The sequence below is a fragment of the Cytobacillus kochii genome (assembly GCF_020171845.1).
Classification (GTDB): domain Bacteria; phylum Bacillota; class Bacilli; order Bacillales; family Cytobacillaceae; genus Cytobacillus; species Cytobacillus kochii.
This window is the reverse complement of sequence record NZ_JAIVAM010000006.1, coordinates 12778-28270: the sequence shown is the minus strand read 5'-3', so window position 1 is coordinate 28270 and position 15493 is coordinate 12778. Positions and strand designations below refer to the sequence as shown.

Genomic DNA, 15493 nt, shown 5'->3' with positions numbered 1-15493 from the left:
AATAAAAAATTGAGTAATGAATTTACTATTTATTAGGATGAAAACGATGCTGAAAAACTTTTTGATACTATCATTTATTTATATGACTACTCTATTTCTAGATGTATTTACTTATCAAAAAAAATCAAAACTTATGATTGTAATAAATAATTTAATTTACGGTTTGTTACTATCTATATTTTATGGATTCTCCATTGGTGTTTTTTTCTCACTAATATTTATTAATAATAGTGATTCAATTTGGCCGGTTATAATTAGCACTATTATATTTATCTTAATTATTAATCTAGCCATAATTATGAAATATAGGGATGAAAAATTAATACTACCAAATCAATATATTATTATCTTTTCACTAATTGTTTTAATTCTAACAGAGAAATACATCACAAAGAGTATTATAAAATTACTTGGTTTAACATTATTACTATCGTTTATCTTTGTTAATTTAATAACCATTTTAACAGGAAATTTGGACAATACCTTTGTTATAACTATTGGGATTATTATTATATTTTTACTCACTATAACAATTCTTTATAGAGTAAGAATAAATTCATTTAAACAAGCGGTTAATCAATTTTTACTAATCTTTAATTTGGTTATAATTGTTTTTACAATTGGAACACTCCGTTTAGCCAAGTATTCAGAGATAAATTCATTTACAACTTGGCTAGATATTAGTTTATTAGTATTTTCTATTGTTGGATTTTTATTAGTAGCCCTACCACTTGCAACAGAAGTTTATGAAAGATTTAAAAATGAATTTAATCAAGCTTATCACTTGTTTTGGGGTGAATTGGTAAAAATAAGTGGTTATAACAATGTTAAAAAAGATATAAAGTTAGAAGTCTCAGATTTAATAGATGGGTTGAATGCTCTAAAAAAAGAATGGAAAGAGGGTAATAAAAAAGTAATCATAAAGCGATCTATAATAAGTTTGTCATTATTAGTAATTTTAGCTGCATTTTTGTATTTTTTATTTAGTTATGGAGATAACTTACATGAGTTAACTCAATTATACATAGGAGATCTATATGGCCATTGGAGTAGCTTGTTCAAAGATGAATCAAGGGCTCAATTGACTCTTGTTTTGAGCATCATTACTCTAGTATTTATTTATCTCTTATATAAACTGTGTATCTCAATAAAAAATAATCATCTAGTATCAGCTATATTTTTACAGATTAATAGACTAATATTCGTATTAATCATTTTATTAATATTAACAATTAATCTTTTTAGTATAGAGCTAAACACCATAATTTTAACTATAATAATTATCTTGTTTATTTCTTTAATGTTGTTAATAAAAATACAAGAATGGTTTAAGAAAAAAGGAAAATAAAAAGTAGAGCTTGACAATTATGCATGTACACTCCTGATAGTTAGGGAAGGGATAATACCCTTCCCTATTATTTTACCCTACAAACCGGTACGGTGAACCGTATCACAAGTAAATAATCTTTTCTATTTAAACTGTCTAGAATTGTTTGGACAATATTATGTGTTTTTTGTGGTACATTCGTATTTTATAAATTTGTTCATATACTTCATATTATTTACTACATTTATATACTGAAAGGAAATATTTTTATGCAAATGAATCTACAAATGACCCAATATTTTAGAGATAGTATTGCGGCCAAACTATCAATAGACTTCAAAAAGAGTTCATATGAGATTGTTTCTTTTGAAGATATTGGAATAGGTCAGATCTCAGAAGAGAGTTATCAAAATTTTTTTAAGGGGGCTAATAATTACTCAGGGGATAAAATAGAAATAGTAATTGTTCCAAAAACAATTAAGACCATCTTTGAAGGACAAGAAAGAGTTAATAACAATATCAAAGATTTAAGTGGGATATTTTTCATTCCAGCTTTGTTAGACGGGAGTGGAAGATTATTTCCTCCAGAGGTGAAAACTCCGTGGATACCCAGGGAATATTTATTTCCGTTAATTGATGAATCTTTAGCAGTTGGAAGTTTAGAGATTTTTGATGATTTTATGAGTGCTCATATTCATGAATTTAAAAACTGCCCTGACTGGGCATCTTACTTTGAATTGTGTAAAGGAATGTATGAGCAAATTACAGGATGTGAAATAACTGAACCTATAGTAGGTAGCATAGAGTTGGAGGATAAAATTTATTTATTTAAAGATGATACTATCATCGCAACCAGAAATATCTTAGCTTTATATGATGATTTGATAAAAGGAAATTATAAACAATCTAAATTATATTTAAATTTCATTAAGCAAGAATTTAGTGTGTTAGAACCTTTAATTAAGAACTCTATAGAGGAGTCCCCCAAACATGTTGGCCAAATGGGGGGAGAATATGGATTATCCCCCTCACAAAGAGAATGTCTTATCCATTTTAATCATATGGAAGAAGGTGATATCTTAGCTGTTAATGGTCCACCCGGTACAGGGAAGACGACCTTATTACAAACACTTGTGGCAAATTTATATGTGAAAAGAGCTTTAAATAAAGAAAAGGCTCCAGTAATTGTCGCTTCTTCAACCAATAACCAAGCTGTTACTAATATTATCGAATCATTTGGAAATATAAAGAAAAAGTGGACTCGCAATAATTTAGAGAATAGGTGGGTTGAGGGTGTAAATAGCTTTGCTGTTTATTTTCCTTCTGCTAGCAAAGCGACTGAGGCAACAATAAAAGGATTTCACCATACGAATCCTAAAGGAGAAAACTTCTTTGAAGAAATGGAAAGTGATGAAAATATCCAGAAATCTCAAGAGAAGTTTATAAAGGAATGTTCCACGTATTTTGATACGCCGATCCTCTCTTTAAAAGATTGTGAAGAAAAAATTTGGCATCGATTAAATGGAATAAAAAACGATAGTAATACTATTTTTAAAAATTTCAACGATTTTTTTGCAATGAATCATAATGAAAAAAGTATAGATATGTTTATTGAAGATATTAAAAAAGAGATAGAAGATGGAAAAGAAAATTTACAAAAGTTGCAAGCTAGAGTAAAAAAATGGCAAGAAGAATATAAGAAAATTCCTTTTTATTATCGTTGGCTTAAATTTTTACCAAACTTTAAACATAAAGTCCAAAACAGAATAAGTGCCTTTATTAACTTAGAAGAAGCTTTTCTAGATGATAGTATGGGTATAGAAGAGATTATTTCAAATTATAGTTCGGTAATTAAAAATGTAAGAAACAGCATTCATGAAAAAGAGGAGTTAAGTAAAAAGGTAAAAGATATAAAGATAAATATTCAGCAAGTCATTGACCATTTAGTTAATTTAAATGTGCTTAAAACTGAAGATTTTGATATTTTTAGCGTAAAAAATATAGATGATTTGAATGGACTGTTGGATACTTCTTTAAGATATTTATCATTTTGGTTAGCGGTTCATTATTATGAATGTAGATGGTTAACTGCTAAAAAACTTACTGCTAAACAAAGGGGAAAAAACTTTCAAAATGTATTGACCCTATTCTATGACAATTTAAGTATGATCACACCTTGTTATGTTATGACATTTTATCAATTGCCCAAGCTTCTTCTTGCATATGATGAGGGACAGCAAAAATATTTATATAATAAAATTGATCTATTAATTGTTGATGAGGCAGGGCAAGTAACGCCCGAAATTGCAGCATGTTCATTTTCATTGGCTAAACAAGCAGTTGTAGTTGGTGATGTCCATCAAATAGAACCAGTTTGGAACATACATAGAAAACTAGATATCTCATTAGCAAAAACAGCTGAAGTGATTAAAGTAAAAGATGAATTTGATAATCTAACAACGTTGGGACTAAATACATCAGAGTCAAGTGTAATGAAGGTTGCATGCAAAAGCTGTAAATTTGAAAAGTTTGAAGAACGAGGGCTATTTTTAAGTGAGCATAGAAGGTGTTATGATGAAATCATTGATTACTGTAACAAGCTAGTCTATAAAGGGCATTTAGAGCCAAAACGGGGTCTAGGTGCAAATGATAAAGACAGTAAACTAAGTGAACAATCAATCCCTCACTTTGGACATTATCAGATAGATAGTATCCAATCTAATAAACGAGCAGGTAGTAGATATAATGAAGTAGAAGCAAGGGAAATAGCAAATTGGATAAGTGAGAATTTTGATAATTTAAAAGCTATGTATCCAAAAATTAATCATAAAAATATTTTAGGCATAATCACACCTTTTAAACAGCAGGTTTCAGAGATAAAAAAAGCATTGCCAGAGCATATAAAAAAACTGGTTGATGTGGGTACAGTTCATACTTTCCAAGGTGGAGAAAGACAGGTTATTATTATGTCGACTGTATATGGGAAGAATGATGGATGCTATTTTATTGATGCTAGTAAAAGTTTACTAAACGTTGCCGTATCAAGATCGAAAGATAGTTTTCTAGTCTTTGGTGAAATAAATTGTCTCTCAAGTAGTGAAACTGCCCCTAGTGGGCTATTGAGGAATATGGTAACGCAATTTAACATGGTAAAGATTTCTTAGGATTGTCACTGAGCTTCATCTCAGAATTTTATCACAATTAAATTTTAAAAAGGCAAAATAGTAACATTCTATTTTTAATGCCCTAATAAAGCCATTCCACCCAATTGAATGGCTTTTTATTATAGTATAATATATACAAATAATTGGATCGATCTGTAAACGGAGTGAAGAAATGATTGAGCAACTTATTATTGAACTAGCAAAACGAATAAAATACATCAAAACCTCAAATATTCAAAAAATTACAAAGGTAGATAATCAAGGAATACATATAGAAACAGAATCATCTAGGGATGAATACAACAGAGGTAATAGTATGGTTACAAAGTACATCTTTAATTGATGAAGAGTGGAATCCAACAGAGCCTTATTTTGACACTTTAAATAAAAAGGAGCAGATCATGTCTCAAAATATACGAGAGAAATTAATCAGGATTGCGAATCAATATTTAGCTGCAAAGAGGGAAGCATTCGGGGGGCACCAATTGGGACCCTTTGTTCGAAGTGAGGTGACTGCGGCTATACATAACCTTCCTTTTATTGACCCTTCCGAATATGTTGTGACTGGATCGGTGGGGCAAGGGAACTGGGCGGCTGTTCCTTGGATAGCGATCATGAATCGTAAAATTACTGTTTCAACGCAAAGAGGTTATTATATTGTTTATTTGTTTAGCGAGGATATGCAAAGTATCTATCTTACTTTGGGCCAGGGGGTAACGGAAACTTCTAAGGATGAGATGCTGAGAATTAAAGCTGAGATGAGGGAGTCTATTCCCGCAACTAGCAAGGTTAAGATTGATGATCATATTAATCTGGGAGAGAGTAAGAAGGCAAAGGGCTATGCGTTATCTACCGCAGCATATATTCGTTATGATGTGGATCAGATGCCAGGAGAAAATGTGATTTTGGATGATTTAAGAAGCATGATCGAGATATATGAGCATTATATTTCGTTGAATGACCGTACTATTTATGAAGACCCTTCAAACAATAGTGATGAGGAAATAATTAGGGAGACAAGCTATGAATTCTTGCCTACTAAGGATTTGATCAACCATATCTATTCTTACATACAAAACAAAGGGTTTTATTATCCGAAAGAGGAAGTCATCAACTTATATCTTTCTTTGAAAACCAAGCCGTTTGTGATTCTTTCCGGTATTTCTGGAACGGGGAAAACTAAGATGGTGCAATGGTTTGCTGAGAGTGTTGGTGCGAATGAGAAGAATGGGCAGTTTACGTTGATTCCTGTGCGGCCTGATTGGAGCGATGGTTCTGATTTATTAGGTTATGTAGATATTAAGGGAGATTTTAAAGAAGGTCCTTTAACAAAAGCCATTAACGCAGCACATAAGCATCCTGACCTGCCTTATTTTGTTCTTTTAGATGAAATGAATTTGGCACGAGTTGAGTATTATTTCAGTGATATTCTCAGTGTCATGGAGAGTCGTCGGTTGGAGGATGGGAAGGTGGTTACATCTGCTTTATTATCGGAAGAGGTTGCGAATGAGGTGATTACACTGCCTAATAATCTATTTGTGATTGGCACAGTTAATATGGATGAAACGAAACATCCGTTTAGTAAAAAGGTGTTGGATCGTGCCAATACAATCGAGTTTAATCGTGTAGAGTTGGATCATTTATCTTTTCTTCAAGACCTTGAAGAAGCCGAGCCTGTGGTGATAGGGCAGAGTCAACTGGCTTCAGAGTATTTACATCTGAAGGATCTTTATCGGGAAGATACGGAGATGATTGAGAAAGCTACAGCTGAGCTCGTGAGGATTAATCAGTCTCTCCAGCTAATTAATGCCCATATTGGTTACCGGGTGAGGGACGAAATCTCGTTCTATCTGGCGTATAACAAGGAAGGGGAGTTAATGACCTTTGAGGAAGCGTTTGATCATTGTATTCTTCAGAAGATCTTGCCACGTTTATCCGGAAGCGATGCTAGAATTGATCAATTACTAAGGGAACTGTATCAACTATTCACGAATACGGCGTATCAGGACGATGAGAATGCCTCGTTCGACGTGCAGAGTGCGCTGTACCCTAGGAGCGCCAGAAAAGTGGTTGAGATGCTGAGGAGGTTACAGGCAGATGGCTTTACATCCTTTTGGGTATCGTGATGATGTTGAACTTGTGAAGATCGAAACGGAGGATATGTCTCTTGTCGTGAAAGGAAAGCCGTATCACGAGCGATATGAAGGATTGAAACAATACCGGGCAATGGATCGGCATGATGTCATGCAGTTCTCTGTTCATGGCGATAAAGTAAGTCAGGTATTAATTTATAACATTGAAACACAATTGCTTCAGGAATCATCTCAATTTCGGCCGATTTTTTTTGAAAATGGCGTGTATCAGGTCATTGTCGTGCCGAAGACAAATAGGGAATTATCTTTTTATCATGAACATCCGGGTTTAAGACAAGCCGTCGCTAAGGTAGAGATAGCCCATACTTATATGTTGATGGGTAGCTTGCGATTTCAGAATGAAGTCGGGTTAACCACTTTTGAAATTAGGGATGGTAGCCAAAAGCTGTTGGATGTGACGCTAGAGGTGTTTCCAGCAAAGCTTGATTATCGAAATGACTATAAAAAGCTTCTAGAAGAGGTGAACGATGAAATTTATAACCTCGCCTTCCATTTCATTCGCAAAACTTATTTAGGGGCTAGATTAAAACTTGAGGGCAAGCCTTCAAGAAGTGAATTTTACCGTCTTATTAGTAAGCATTTTGATCAATTTATTCAAGCTGTTAACCAGATTGAACGACAGCCACATCACCTCTTACACAAAACATATGAAAAAGTAAGGGGAGACCAGTTAAACAAATTAGACACGAGAAGCCGAACCTATTTGCAGAAAAGGCCGCATTTGTTTACAGAGGTTAATAAGGGCATCTCAATTCGTCGCGATCACAAAACATTTATGCCTATCGAAGGGCTCCGTGTGAAAAAAGAACTTACCTATGATACGTTAGAAAATCGCTATGTGAAATGGATGATGCAGCGGGTAACTCATAAGCTCTATGATTTACTGGAGGCATTAAGACATCGAGGGACGAGATGGGAAGTCGAAGCGGATCCAGACCTTTTAGACAAATTGATTGAGATGATTAAGCAATTAGAAGCGAAGCAAAAAAGCCCCTTTTGGAAAGGGATCAAAAAACTAGATCGCTCCATTCATAGTTTAGTGCTGCAGATGGCACCAGGCTATCGAGAGGCCTTTCAAATTTATTTGACAGTATCGAAAGGGTTGATGCTGCAAGGAAAGCTGTATCAAATGTCGGTGAAAGATGTAGCTACACTCTATGAATATTGGACATTTTTGAAGCTTGGGCAAATCCTTGATAAGAAGTATCAACTGATCAGTCAGGATATTATCCAAGTCAATCGAGATGGGTTGTTTGTTAATCTGCAAACGAACCGTTCAGCAACGAGAAAATACAAGCATCCTTTTACGAAAGAGGAAATTATTCTAACATACCAAAAGTACGAAAGCGGTTTGCCAACCATTCCACAAAAGCCAGATACGATGCTCAGTATTGCGAAAAAAGGCAAGGATTTTACCTATAACTATGTATTCGATGCCAAATATCGTATCGATTACGCCCAAGAAGGCAGCTATTATCAAAATCGATACAAGCAACCCGGTCCACTTGAAGACGATATTAACACGATGCATCGTTATCGAGATTCGATTGTAGCTTACAATGATGGACCGTACGAACGAACAGCCTTTGGCGCCTACGTCCTTTTCCCATGGTCCTTTGAAGAGTTATACCAAAATCATCACTTCTATAAGAGCATTGATAAAGTAAATATTGGTGGCTTGCCGTTTCTTCCTAATGCAACAGAACTGGTCGAAAGATTTGTAGAGAGACTGATTGAAAAAAGCCCTGAAGAAATCCAACAAGAAGGTATCTTACCAAGAGGGTCCTTAGAAGAATGGCATTCCAATTTGGAAGAAAAAGTGCTTGTTGGCCTTGTGAAAGATCGAGAAGAGTATATTCAATCTAAACAGACAGGCAGCTATCGTATTCCTATCACTAAGCTTAAATCAGGCTGGCAAGAGACAAAGTATATCGCTCTTTACGTAAAAAAAGGTGTTTTAGAACAAAACGGAGTCATCTGCTATGGCAGGGCCAAAGAAATAAGACCTGAAAAAGTAGGCAGCGAAGAATACATGCAATTTGAAGTGGACCATTGGATCAACTGCAACCCAATCATTAAACCTGTAGGCTACGGTGTGGCTGCCTATATGCAGACCACATTAAATCATTTGAAAGAGTCGACAGAGCTCCCAGAACTATTTATGAGATCGAAAGAAGAAAAAACGCTCTGGAGAATGCTAAGAAGGGTCTCCGATAAAATATCTATTGAACTGGACTCAGTAGAAATCGATATAGCAACTAAGGTAGAAGAATACAGGATTAAGAATGTTTTAATCAAAATCAATAAAGACAAAAGGGAAGTGTCTCTGATAGGGAAAGATGATCAGAAAACAGTTAGTCTAGATACTTTGCAAAGGAATCCTTCATTTGTTTTTAGGGAGTTGGTTGGTTTGTTAGGTAGAGGATAGTATGTATATGAAAGTGTCCAGAATGATATTAAGAATGCACTAGAAGAGGAGCTAAGATGAGAAAATGACGATACCAGGCTATCAAGATTTTATGTATCCTTTCCTTCAACAGCTGAAGGATGGTAAGGAGCATCGCTTGCAAGATCTATATAGAGAGTTGGCAGATTACTTTAACTTAGATGAAGAAGCGATGGCTGAAACGTTGCCGAATGGAAAACAAACAGTCTTAGTAAACAGAGTTGGTTGGGCAAGGACGTACTTGAGTAAAGCCGGATTAATTAAAGTGGTGAGAAGAGCAGTATTTGTTATCACTGATGAGGGCTTAAATATACTAAAGGATCCAAATGTGAACCAGCTAAATAGAAAGTTTTTAACGCGGTATGCAAGTTTTAATGAGTTTATCAACCAAGCGAATAAAGATAACAATGATGAAAAGAATGCCGAACAAAAAACGCCTTTGGAGTTAATGGATGAAAACTTTCATATCCTTAAAAAAGATTTAGAAGATGCCTTATTAGAAAAAATCTTAGATTGCTCTCCTGCCTTTTTTGAACGATTAATTGTACAGTTATTAGTTGCGATGGGTTATGGTGGTTCAGTACAAGACGCAGGAGAGGCAATCGGTAAATCCGGCGATGAGGGCATAGATGGGATTATTAAAGAGGATATCTTAGGCCTAGAAATGATTTATCTGCAGGCAAAAAGATGGAGAAAAGAAGGTTCAATCGGAAGACCAGAGATTCAAAGCTTTGTAGGAAGTCTCGTAGGAAAGCAGGCAGCCAAAGGAATATTTATCACGACAGCTAAATTCTCCCAGACTGCCTATGATTACGCGCAATCCATTGACAAACGTGTCATTCTCATTGATGGTGCACAGTTAACCGATCTGATGTTTAAATTCAACGTTGGAACAACAGAAGAAGAAGTATTTGTGACGAAAAGGTTGGATTTGGATTTTTTTGAGGAATAACTTTAGCAACCACATAGCCAACAACCTTATGTTTGATTTGTATGTTTAGTTCATGGGCGAAATATCTTTTACTTTCAAAGTAAATCAGGTTAAGTATATGATGTTAAAGTCAAAAGTGGTTGGAGTGTTAAATAGTAATATGAATCAATTGTTATTAAATACTACAAGTAAAGAGGAATTAGAAAAAATAATACTTTTAAATGTTGAAGGGTTGATTGAAGGTATAAATGAAAATTTGATAACAATCGAAGAGTCTGAAAAAATTTTATTTAGTCCTTATATAATGGAATTAGTAGACTCTACAGGAATTTCAAAAGAAGTATTAGAAGTTATACATTTAGGAACAGAATTAGAAGATGTAGAGAGTTTAATACCTGAAGAATTATCTCAAAGTTTAATAGAAATTAAAGAAAAAGTATGAATTTATTACAACAAAGAAAAGAACATAAATTTCAAGATAAAGTAATAAAAAAATATTTAAAATAACCTAATAATGAGTTCTCTAAAAAGCCCTTAAAAAGCCATACAGGCTTTTTAAGGGTTCTTTCTTTCTTGTAAAGAAATATTAGTTATTTAACTGTTAAATTTCGTAATAAATAAACAGCCAAGGTTCTTAAAAATACTATTAAATTATGTGAATTATTTAAGCGGATTAATAATTGGTCTTTAAGAACCAACATTTTGGATTGTGTGGTGTTTTGTTAGATTTTGGGTATCAATTACCTTTAAAATGTTTAGAAGTCAGTTTTGAGGTCTGTCCCTCATGATACCAAGAACCCTCTTGATGTATCCAAAGGCTAAACCTTTGGCTATTCTTTTAAAAGTTAAGGGGGATGTACTAGTTTACATATATAAGCTTTGCAAAAATAGATTTTTTTTAAAAAGGGGTAGAGAAATGAATAAGCGTGATTACTTAATAAAAACTTTCTCAAGAACAAAAAGAAAAGACTATGAAAACTATATTTTAACGGCGATTTGGCATAAGTTGGACAATATGAATATTAAACCTGTAAGTCAACAATATGTGAAGCGGCAAAATGGGCGATATGCTTTGATGGATCTTTATTTTCCTCAATTAAAGATAGGGATAGAGGTAGATGAAGCCTATCATCTAAATAATCATACAGAAGACAATTTACGTATGGATGATATTATTTCGGCGGTTTATGAGGAATCTATTGAGGATTTTCAAGTGTATAGAATGGATGCGACGAAATCTATAGATGAGATAAATGCTAGAATCCATGAAGTCGTATCTATTATTAAAAATAAAGCGGCGGTAGTGAAAACGACATTGAATTGGAAGACATATGAAGAAGAATTAAGCGAATTAAAACAAAAAGAATATCTCTCTATTCACGATAATGTGCAATTCAAGGACATAAAAGATATCGCCAATACTGTATTCGGGAAGAATGCTAAGAGGTATCAATTGAGCTATTTTCGAGTGATAGATAAAACCTGGTTATGGTGTCCGAAACTCTCCATCGTAGAAAACGGGGATACAAAATCAGTTGCCAGCGGTTGGTTAAATCTATTGGCAAAAGATTGGACATACATAGATGAATCTCACCAGGACGTTGCCATCGCCAAAGAAAGAACAAAAATTATATGGAAGAAATGAATGTTGGCCGAGAAAGAGCAGTATTTGCAAAATACAAAAATAATCTCGGCTCTAATAGTTATCGATTTGTAGGTGTCTTCAAAATTTCAGGGGTTTCACCTGATAATGACGAGTTTCTTAGGTATGATCGTATAAGTGAACGGGTTAGAATTATTAAATCAACGGTAAGTAAACAGTTAGAGTCGTAGAGGGGCAGATATCCCCTCTTTTCTAATCCCTTACAATATAATCCGGAAACGCCCGCTTCAAAGAATTCTCCTTCGCACCTTCACTAGATTCCACATGTATGAAATGATCATTTAAATAAAGGCTATAAGTTCCTTTAGGAATATTGTTCATTTCCTCGAGGTCACTTATCACTTGTGTGAAAATCTCTTCACTAGGCTCTGCTTGTTGCTCTTTCATAAACAATTGGATATTAATTTGGAAGTTTTCTTTATCAAATAAGCTTTCCTCATACGCATCTCTTAGCGTTTCAATATTCGAATCGGGGTTTTGTAAATAAAGGTCATACACGGGTTTGATGGCGACATCATCAGGGTCAGTAGAGATAAAATAATAAGGCGTCATAAAGCCATGTCCACCAACAATTTCAAGCGCTGCTTCTATTTTACCAACTACTTCTCCTTCTGCAACCAATGACTCAAAGTAATCATCAAGCTTCTTGAACTCATTGCTAAAAATCATATGATATAACCCGCCCTTCATAGCGTTTTCTACTTGAAAGGCATCGGCTGAAATTTGCTCGGTCATTACTTTCTTTTCTTTTTCATCAATTGGTACAACAGCGTATGTATAAAAATGAGGTTCACCCACCGATTCCACAAAGACCGTGGCGGCATCTAATGCTCCGACTACATTGTGCACTACGACATCGGTTTGGTAGTTTTCTTGAAAAAGTGCGACTGCGGCCTTTTCAATTTGTTCTCGATGATCTTCGGCAATCTGCTCGGTTTCTTTTCCGTATGGTAAGGCATAGCCTTCACCGTTGTATTCCGCCACACTTACTAAGGCGTCATCAGAAGCATTTGTCTCACTCGTGTCAGTTGGATTAGAACATCCACCCAACATGATGATTATTCCCAGACACCAAAGAGAAATCTTAGAGATAGGCACCATTTTTGTTTACTCCCTCCAAAAAGGTCTTCCTTTTATTGTAGCGAAGAAAGTTAGATATTTACAGATTGATAGGTGAAAAATTACCCTTTTTATGCAAAAATAGGAGATATGGAATAGAGGAACGAGGGGAGATTGTATGAAGAATAAGGGGATTTTTATTACCACTGTATGGCTTTTATTAGTGCTTATGATTTCGGCTTGTGGAACTACTGGTAATGAGACACATAAACAGTTGGATCCGGAACAAACAAAACAAGTCCCTACCCAAAGCGAAAAGGAACAGCCTCCAATCACTCATAATGAGAATTCTTTAAAAGAGACGTATATAAAAGAATTCAATCGTACGCAAAAAGAGTTGGAAGAAGTAAAACCAGCGGATGCATCCACTTATGCAATGAAAAAAGTAGAGGGTGATCGATATGATGCTTGGGATGCGTTATTGAATGAAGTTTATCAGGTGTTAGAGGAGGAACTTTCAACAGAAAAGATGGCTCATTTAAGAGAAGAACAACGAAATTGGCTCAATGAAAGAGATGATACGGCAAAAAATGCGTCATTAAAGTTTGAAGGTGGAACACAGGAACAGCTAGAATATGTATCGGTGCTAGCCAATCTTACAGAAGAAAGGTGTTACGAGCTAATCAATACCTATTTGTAGTAGTGGGCCAAAAACTCCCTATACCCATCCCACGATATATCTGCTTTAATTAGTATAGTAGTGCAAATTGTTTGAAGTAGGTAAAGAATCGAGGAAGAGAAGTTGAAAAAGTTCAAGAAGTTTTATTTGGAGATTACGAGTGTTTGTAATTTGGCTTGTAGTTTTTGTCCGCCGACAGAACGGGCGAAGCAGTTTATTTCTTTGGAAGATTTTGCGAAGCGGTTGGATCAGATTAAGCCGCATACGGATTATATTTATTTGCATGTAAAGGGTGAGCCGCTGCTTCATCCGAAAATTGGGCAGTTGCTTGATATCAGTCACGAAAAAGGCTTTAAGGTCAATATTACAACCAATGGGACGCTCATTAATAAGAAGAGGGAGAAGTTATTGAACAAGCCGGCTCTAAGGCAGATGAATTTCTCACTTCACAGTTTTGATGGCCATATTGGTTCGGAGGATAAAGAAGGATATGTAAAGAGTATTCTTTCGTTTATTAAGGAAGCGACGAGTCAATCGGAGCTGATTGTGTCACTAAGGCTATGGAATTTAACGCAGGATAATGCGACAAATTTGGAGAAAAAACGAAATAGAGAAGTGCTGGAAATCATTGAAAAAGAATTTAACTTGGATTATCGCATTGAAGAAAAGGTCGTACCTGGTAGCGGTGTGAAAATTGCTGATCGCATTTATATTAATCAAGATTATGAATTTCAGTGGCCCGCTCTTCATGAAGAAGAGGATGATGGCAAAGGCTTCTGTTACGGCATGCGTAATCAAGCGGGCATCTTAGCCAATGGTACCGTGATTCCATGCTGTTTAGATGGGGAGGGTATCATCAATCTCGGCAATATTAATGAAAATTCTTTTTCGGAGATTATTGAAATGGATCGAGCAAAGAATCTCGTTGATGGTTTTTCGCGAAGAGAGGCTGTCGAGGAATTGTGTAGGAAATGTGGGTATCGTAAGCGGTTTGGGAAATAAAAAGGGAATCTAGGTCAGCCTAGATTCCCTTTTTTACCATTCCTTAGGCTCATAATTCAACTCTCTAAACAATTGATTCTTCTCTTTCTTAGACAAATCGCGCCATTGTCCAGGCGGGAGGGAACCTAAGTTGATATTCATGATGCGGATCCTTTGTAAACGTAATACGTCGTAGCCGAATTCAGCACACATGCGGCGAATTTGGCGGTTGAGACCTTGTGTTAAAGTGATTTGAAAATCAAATTTAGATAAGGGGACGATTTTACAAGGTAGGGTAGTGGTCCCTAAGATTTTCACACCTTCTGACATCTGCTTCACGAATTCAGGCTTGATCGGTTTATCGACAGAAACGATATATTCTTTTTCATGCTGGTTTTCCGCACGTAAGATCTCATTCACGATATCACCGTCATTGGTCATTAAGATTAAGCCCTCTGAGTCTTTATCTAAACGGCCGATATTAAATATGCGTAATGGGTGATTCACGAGGTCAACGATATTCCCTTTGACACCCTTTTCGGTTGTGCTCGTAATCCCTACAGGTTTATTGAGCGCAATATAAACATTATTCCTGGCTACACGGATTTGATTACCGTCTACACGAACGTCATCGCCTGGTTCGACTTGAGTACCAATCGCAGCACGTTTCCCATTAATGGTGACTCTCCCGTCAGCAATTAATTTATCCGCTCCTCTTCTAGAAGCCTTTCCTGATTCACTAATATATTTATTAAGGCGCATATTGCCACATCCTTTTTAAATGATTCGTTAAGTACTAACTATACTTATTTTAAGGAATAATCACAAACGTTTCTGCTATTTTTTTTATTAAATTCTCCGTTTATCTTATCGTTCTACATAAGGTGTTTACTGAATTTGATACTAACATAAACGCAAACGAGAAGTATGATAGATTAAGAGTGTCACAAAACAAGGAAACTAAAGGACCCAATTTGTTTATGTAAGAAAGGTGGGTTGATTTTGCTAAAAATACTTCGTTAAGTCTTATCTGTAGTTACTCTCTTATTTGCTACATATGGAGTATTGACCGAAGATTTTACGTTTGTGG

11 protein-coding genes and 1 pseudogene are annotated in these 15493 nt (G+C 35.2%); 10 read left to right on the top strand and 2 right to left on the bottom strand.

Features of this window, described 5'->3' with window-relative positions:
* Positions 1-46: 46 nt before the first annotated feature.
* The 8 genes and pseudogenes from LCM23_RS10810 (at position 47) to LCM23_RS26175 (ending at position 11854) form a co-directional block, all read left to right on the top strand.
* A complete protein-coding gene (locus LCM23_RS10810; protein WP_224936967.1) occupies positions 47-1348 on the top strand; it encodes an aminotransferase class IV in 1302 nt (433 codons plus the stop codon).
* Positions 1349-1596: 248 nt separating this feature from the next.
* Positions 1597-4491 (top strand): AAA domain-containing protein, encoded by a 2895-nt coding sequence (locus tag LCM23_RS10805; RefSeq protein WP_224936966.1) that lies wholly within the window; start codon positions 1597-1599, stop codon positions 4489-4491.
* A gap of 434 nt (positions 4492-4925) precedes the next feature.
* Positions 4926-6395, top strand: a pseudogene (locus tag LCM23_RS10800) (MrcB family domain-containing protein); the annotation flags it as partial.
* Positions 6396-6588: 193 nt separating this feature from the next.
* Positions 6589-9072 carry a restriction endonuclease-like protein gene (locus tag LCM23_RS10795; protein WP_224936964.1) on the top strand — a complete coding sequence of 828 codons (2484 nt, stop codon included), beginning with the start codon at positions 6589-6591 and terminating at the stop codon, positions 9070-9072.
* Positions 9073-9136: 64 nt separating this feature from the next.
* Positions 9137-10042, top strand: a complete 906-nt coding sequence (locus LCM23_RS10790) for a restriction endonuclease (RefSeq protein ID WP_224936963.1) — start codon at positions 9137-9139, stop codon at positions 10040-10042.
* 100 nt (positions 10043-10142) lie between these two features.
* On the top strand, positions 10143-10463 hold the full coding sequence (locus LCM23_RS10785) for a DUF3969 family protein (protein WP_224936962.1): 321 nt from the start codon (positions 10143-10145) through the stop codon (positions 10461-10463).
* Between the two features lie 474 nt (positions 10464-10937).
* A complete protein-coding gene (locus tag LCM23_RS25870; RefSeq protein ID WP_263624205.1) occupies positions 10938-11666 on the top strand; it encodes an AbaSI family restriction endonuclease in 729 nt (242 codons plus the stop codon).
* On the top strand, positions 11654-11854 hold the full coding sequence (locus LCM23_RS26175) for a hypothetical protein (protein WP_404826602.1): 201 nt from the start codon (positions 11654-11656) through the stop codon (positions 11852-11854). Before LCM23_RS25870 ends, LCM23_RS26175 begins: the two co-directional genes overlap by 13 nt.
* Positions 11855-11876: 22 nt before the next feature.
* Here the strand turns inward: LCM23_RS26175 and LCM23_RS10775 are convergent, their stop codons facing one another.
* A complete protein-coding gene (locus tag LCM23_RS10775) occupies positions 11877-12785 on the bottom strand; it encodes a DUF1672 family protein (RefSeq protein ID WP_224936961.1) in 909 nt (302 codons plus the stop codon).
* A 136-nt stretch (positions 12786-12921) separates the two neighbouring features.
* Between LCM23_RS10775 and LCM23_RS10770 the strand changes: the two genes are divergently transcribed.
* Together LCM23_RS10770 and LCM23_RS10765 are read left to right on the top strand one after the other, a co-directional pair.
* A complete protein-coding gene (locus LCM23_RS10770) occupies positions 12922-13443 on the top strand; it encodes a lysozyme inhibitor LprI family protein (protein ID WP_224936960.1) in 522 nt (173 codons plus the stop codon).
* 102 nt (positions 13444-13545) lie between these two features.
* Complete coding sequence (locus tag LCM23_RS10765) at positions 13546-14424, top strand: radical SAM/SPASM domain-containing protein (protein WP_095371383.1); 879 nt, start codon at positions 13546-13548, stop codon at positions 14422-14424.
* 33 nt (positions 14425-14457) lie between these two features.
* On the opposite strand, the gene rluF is transcribed toward LCM23_RS10765, so the two are convergent.
* Entirely contained in the window at positions 14458-15165 is a 708-nt protein-coding gene (gene rluF, locus LCM23_RS10760) for a 23S rRNA pseudouridine(2604) synthase RluF (RefSeq protein ID WP_224936959.1), read from the bottom strand.
* Between the last annotated feature and the right edge of the window lie 328 nt (positions 15166-15493).

What these genes read in the sequence shown, in the direction of transcription:
- LCM23_RS10810 (WP_224936967.1), top strand. Translation starts at nt 47, where the DNA reads ATGCTGAAAAACTTTTTGATACTATCATTTATTTATATGACTACTCTA.
- LCM23_RS10790 (WP_224936963.1), top strand. Translation starts at nt 9,137, where the DNA reads ATGACGATACCAGGCTATCAAGATTTTATGTATCCTTTCCTTCAACAG.
- LCM23_RS10805 (WP_224936966.1), top strand. Translation starts at nt 1,597, where the DNA reads ATGCAAATGAATCTACAAATGACCCAATATTTTAGAGATAGTATTGCG.
- LCM23_RS10795 (WP_224936964.1), top strand. Translation starts at nt 6,589, where the DNA reads ATGGCTTTACATCCTTTTGGGTATCGTGATGATGTTGAACTTGTGAAG.
- LCM23_RS25870 (WP_263624205.1), top strand. Translation starts at nt 10,938, where the DNA reads ATGAATAAGCGTGATTACTTAATAAAAACTTTCTCAAGAACAAAAAGA.
- LCM23_RS26175 (WP_404826602.1), top strand. Translation starts at nt 11,654, where the DNA reads ATGGAAGAAATGAATGTTGGCCGAGAAAGAGCAGTATTTGCAAAATAC.
- LCM23_RS10770 (WP_224936960.1), top strand. Translation starts at nt 12,922, where the DNA reads ATGAAGAATAAGGGGATTTTTATTACCACTGTATGGCTTTTATTAGTG.
- LCM23_RS10775 (WP_224936961.1), bottom strand. Translation starts at nt 12,785, where the DNA reads ATGGTGCCTATCTCTAAGATTTCTCTTTGGTGTCTGGGAATAATCATC.
- LCM23_RS10785 (WP_224936962.1), top strand. Translation starts at nt 10,143, where the DNA reads ATGTTAAAGTCAAAAGTGGTTGGAGTGTTAAATAGTAATATGAATCAA.
- rluF (WP_224936959.1), bottom strand. Translation starts at nt 15,165, where the DNA reads ATGCGCCTTAATAAATATATTAGTGAATCAGGAAAGGCTTCTAGAAGA.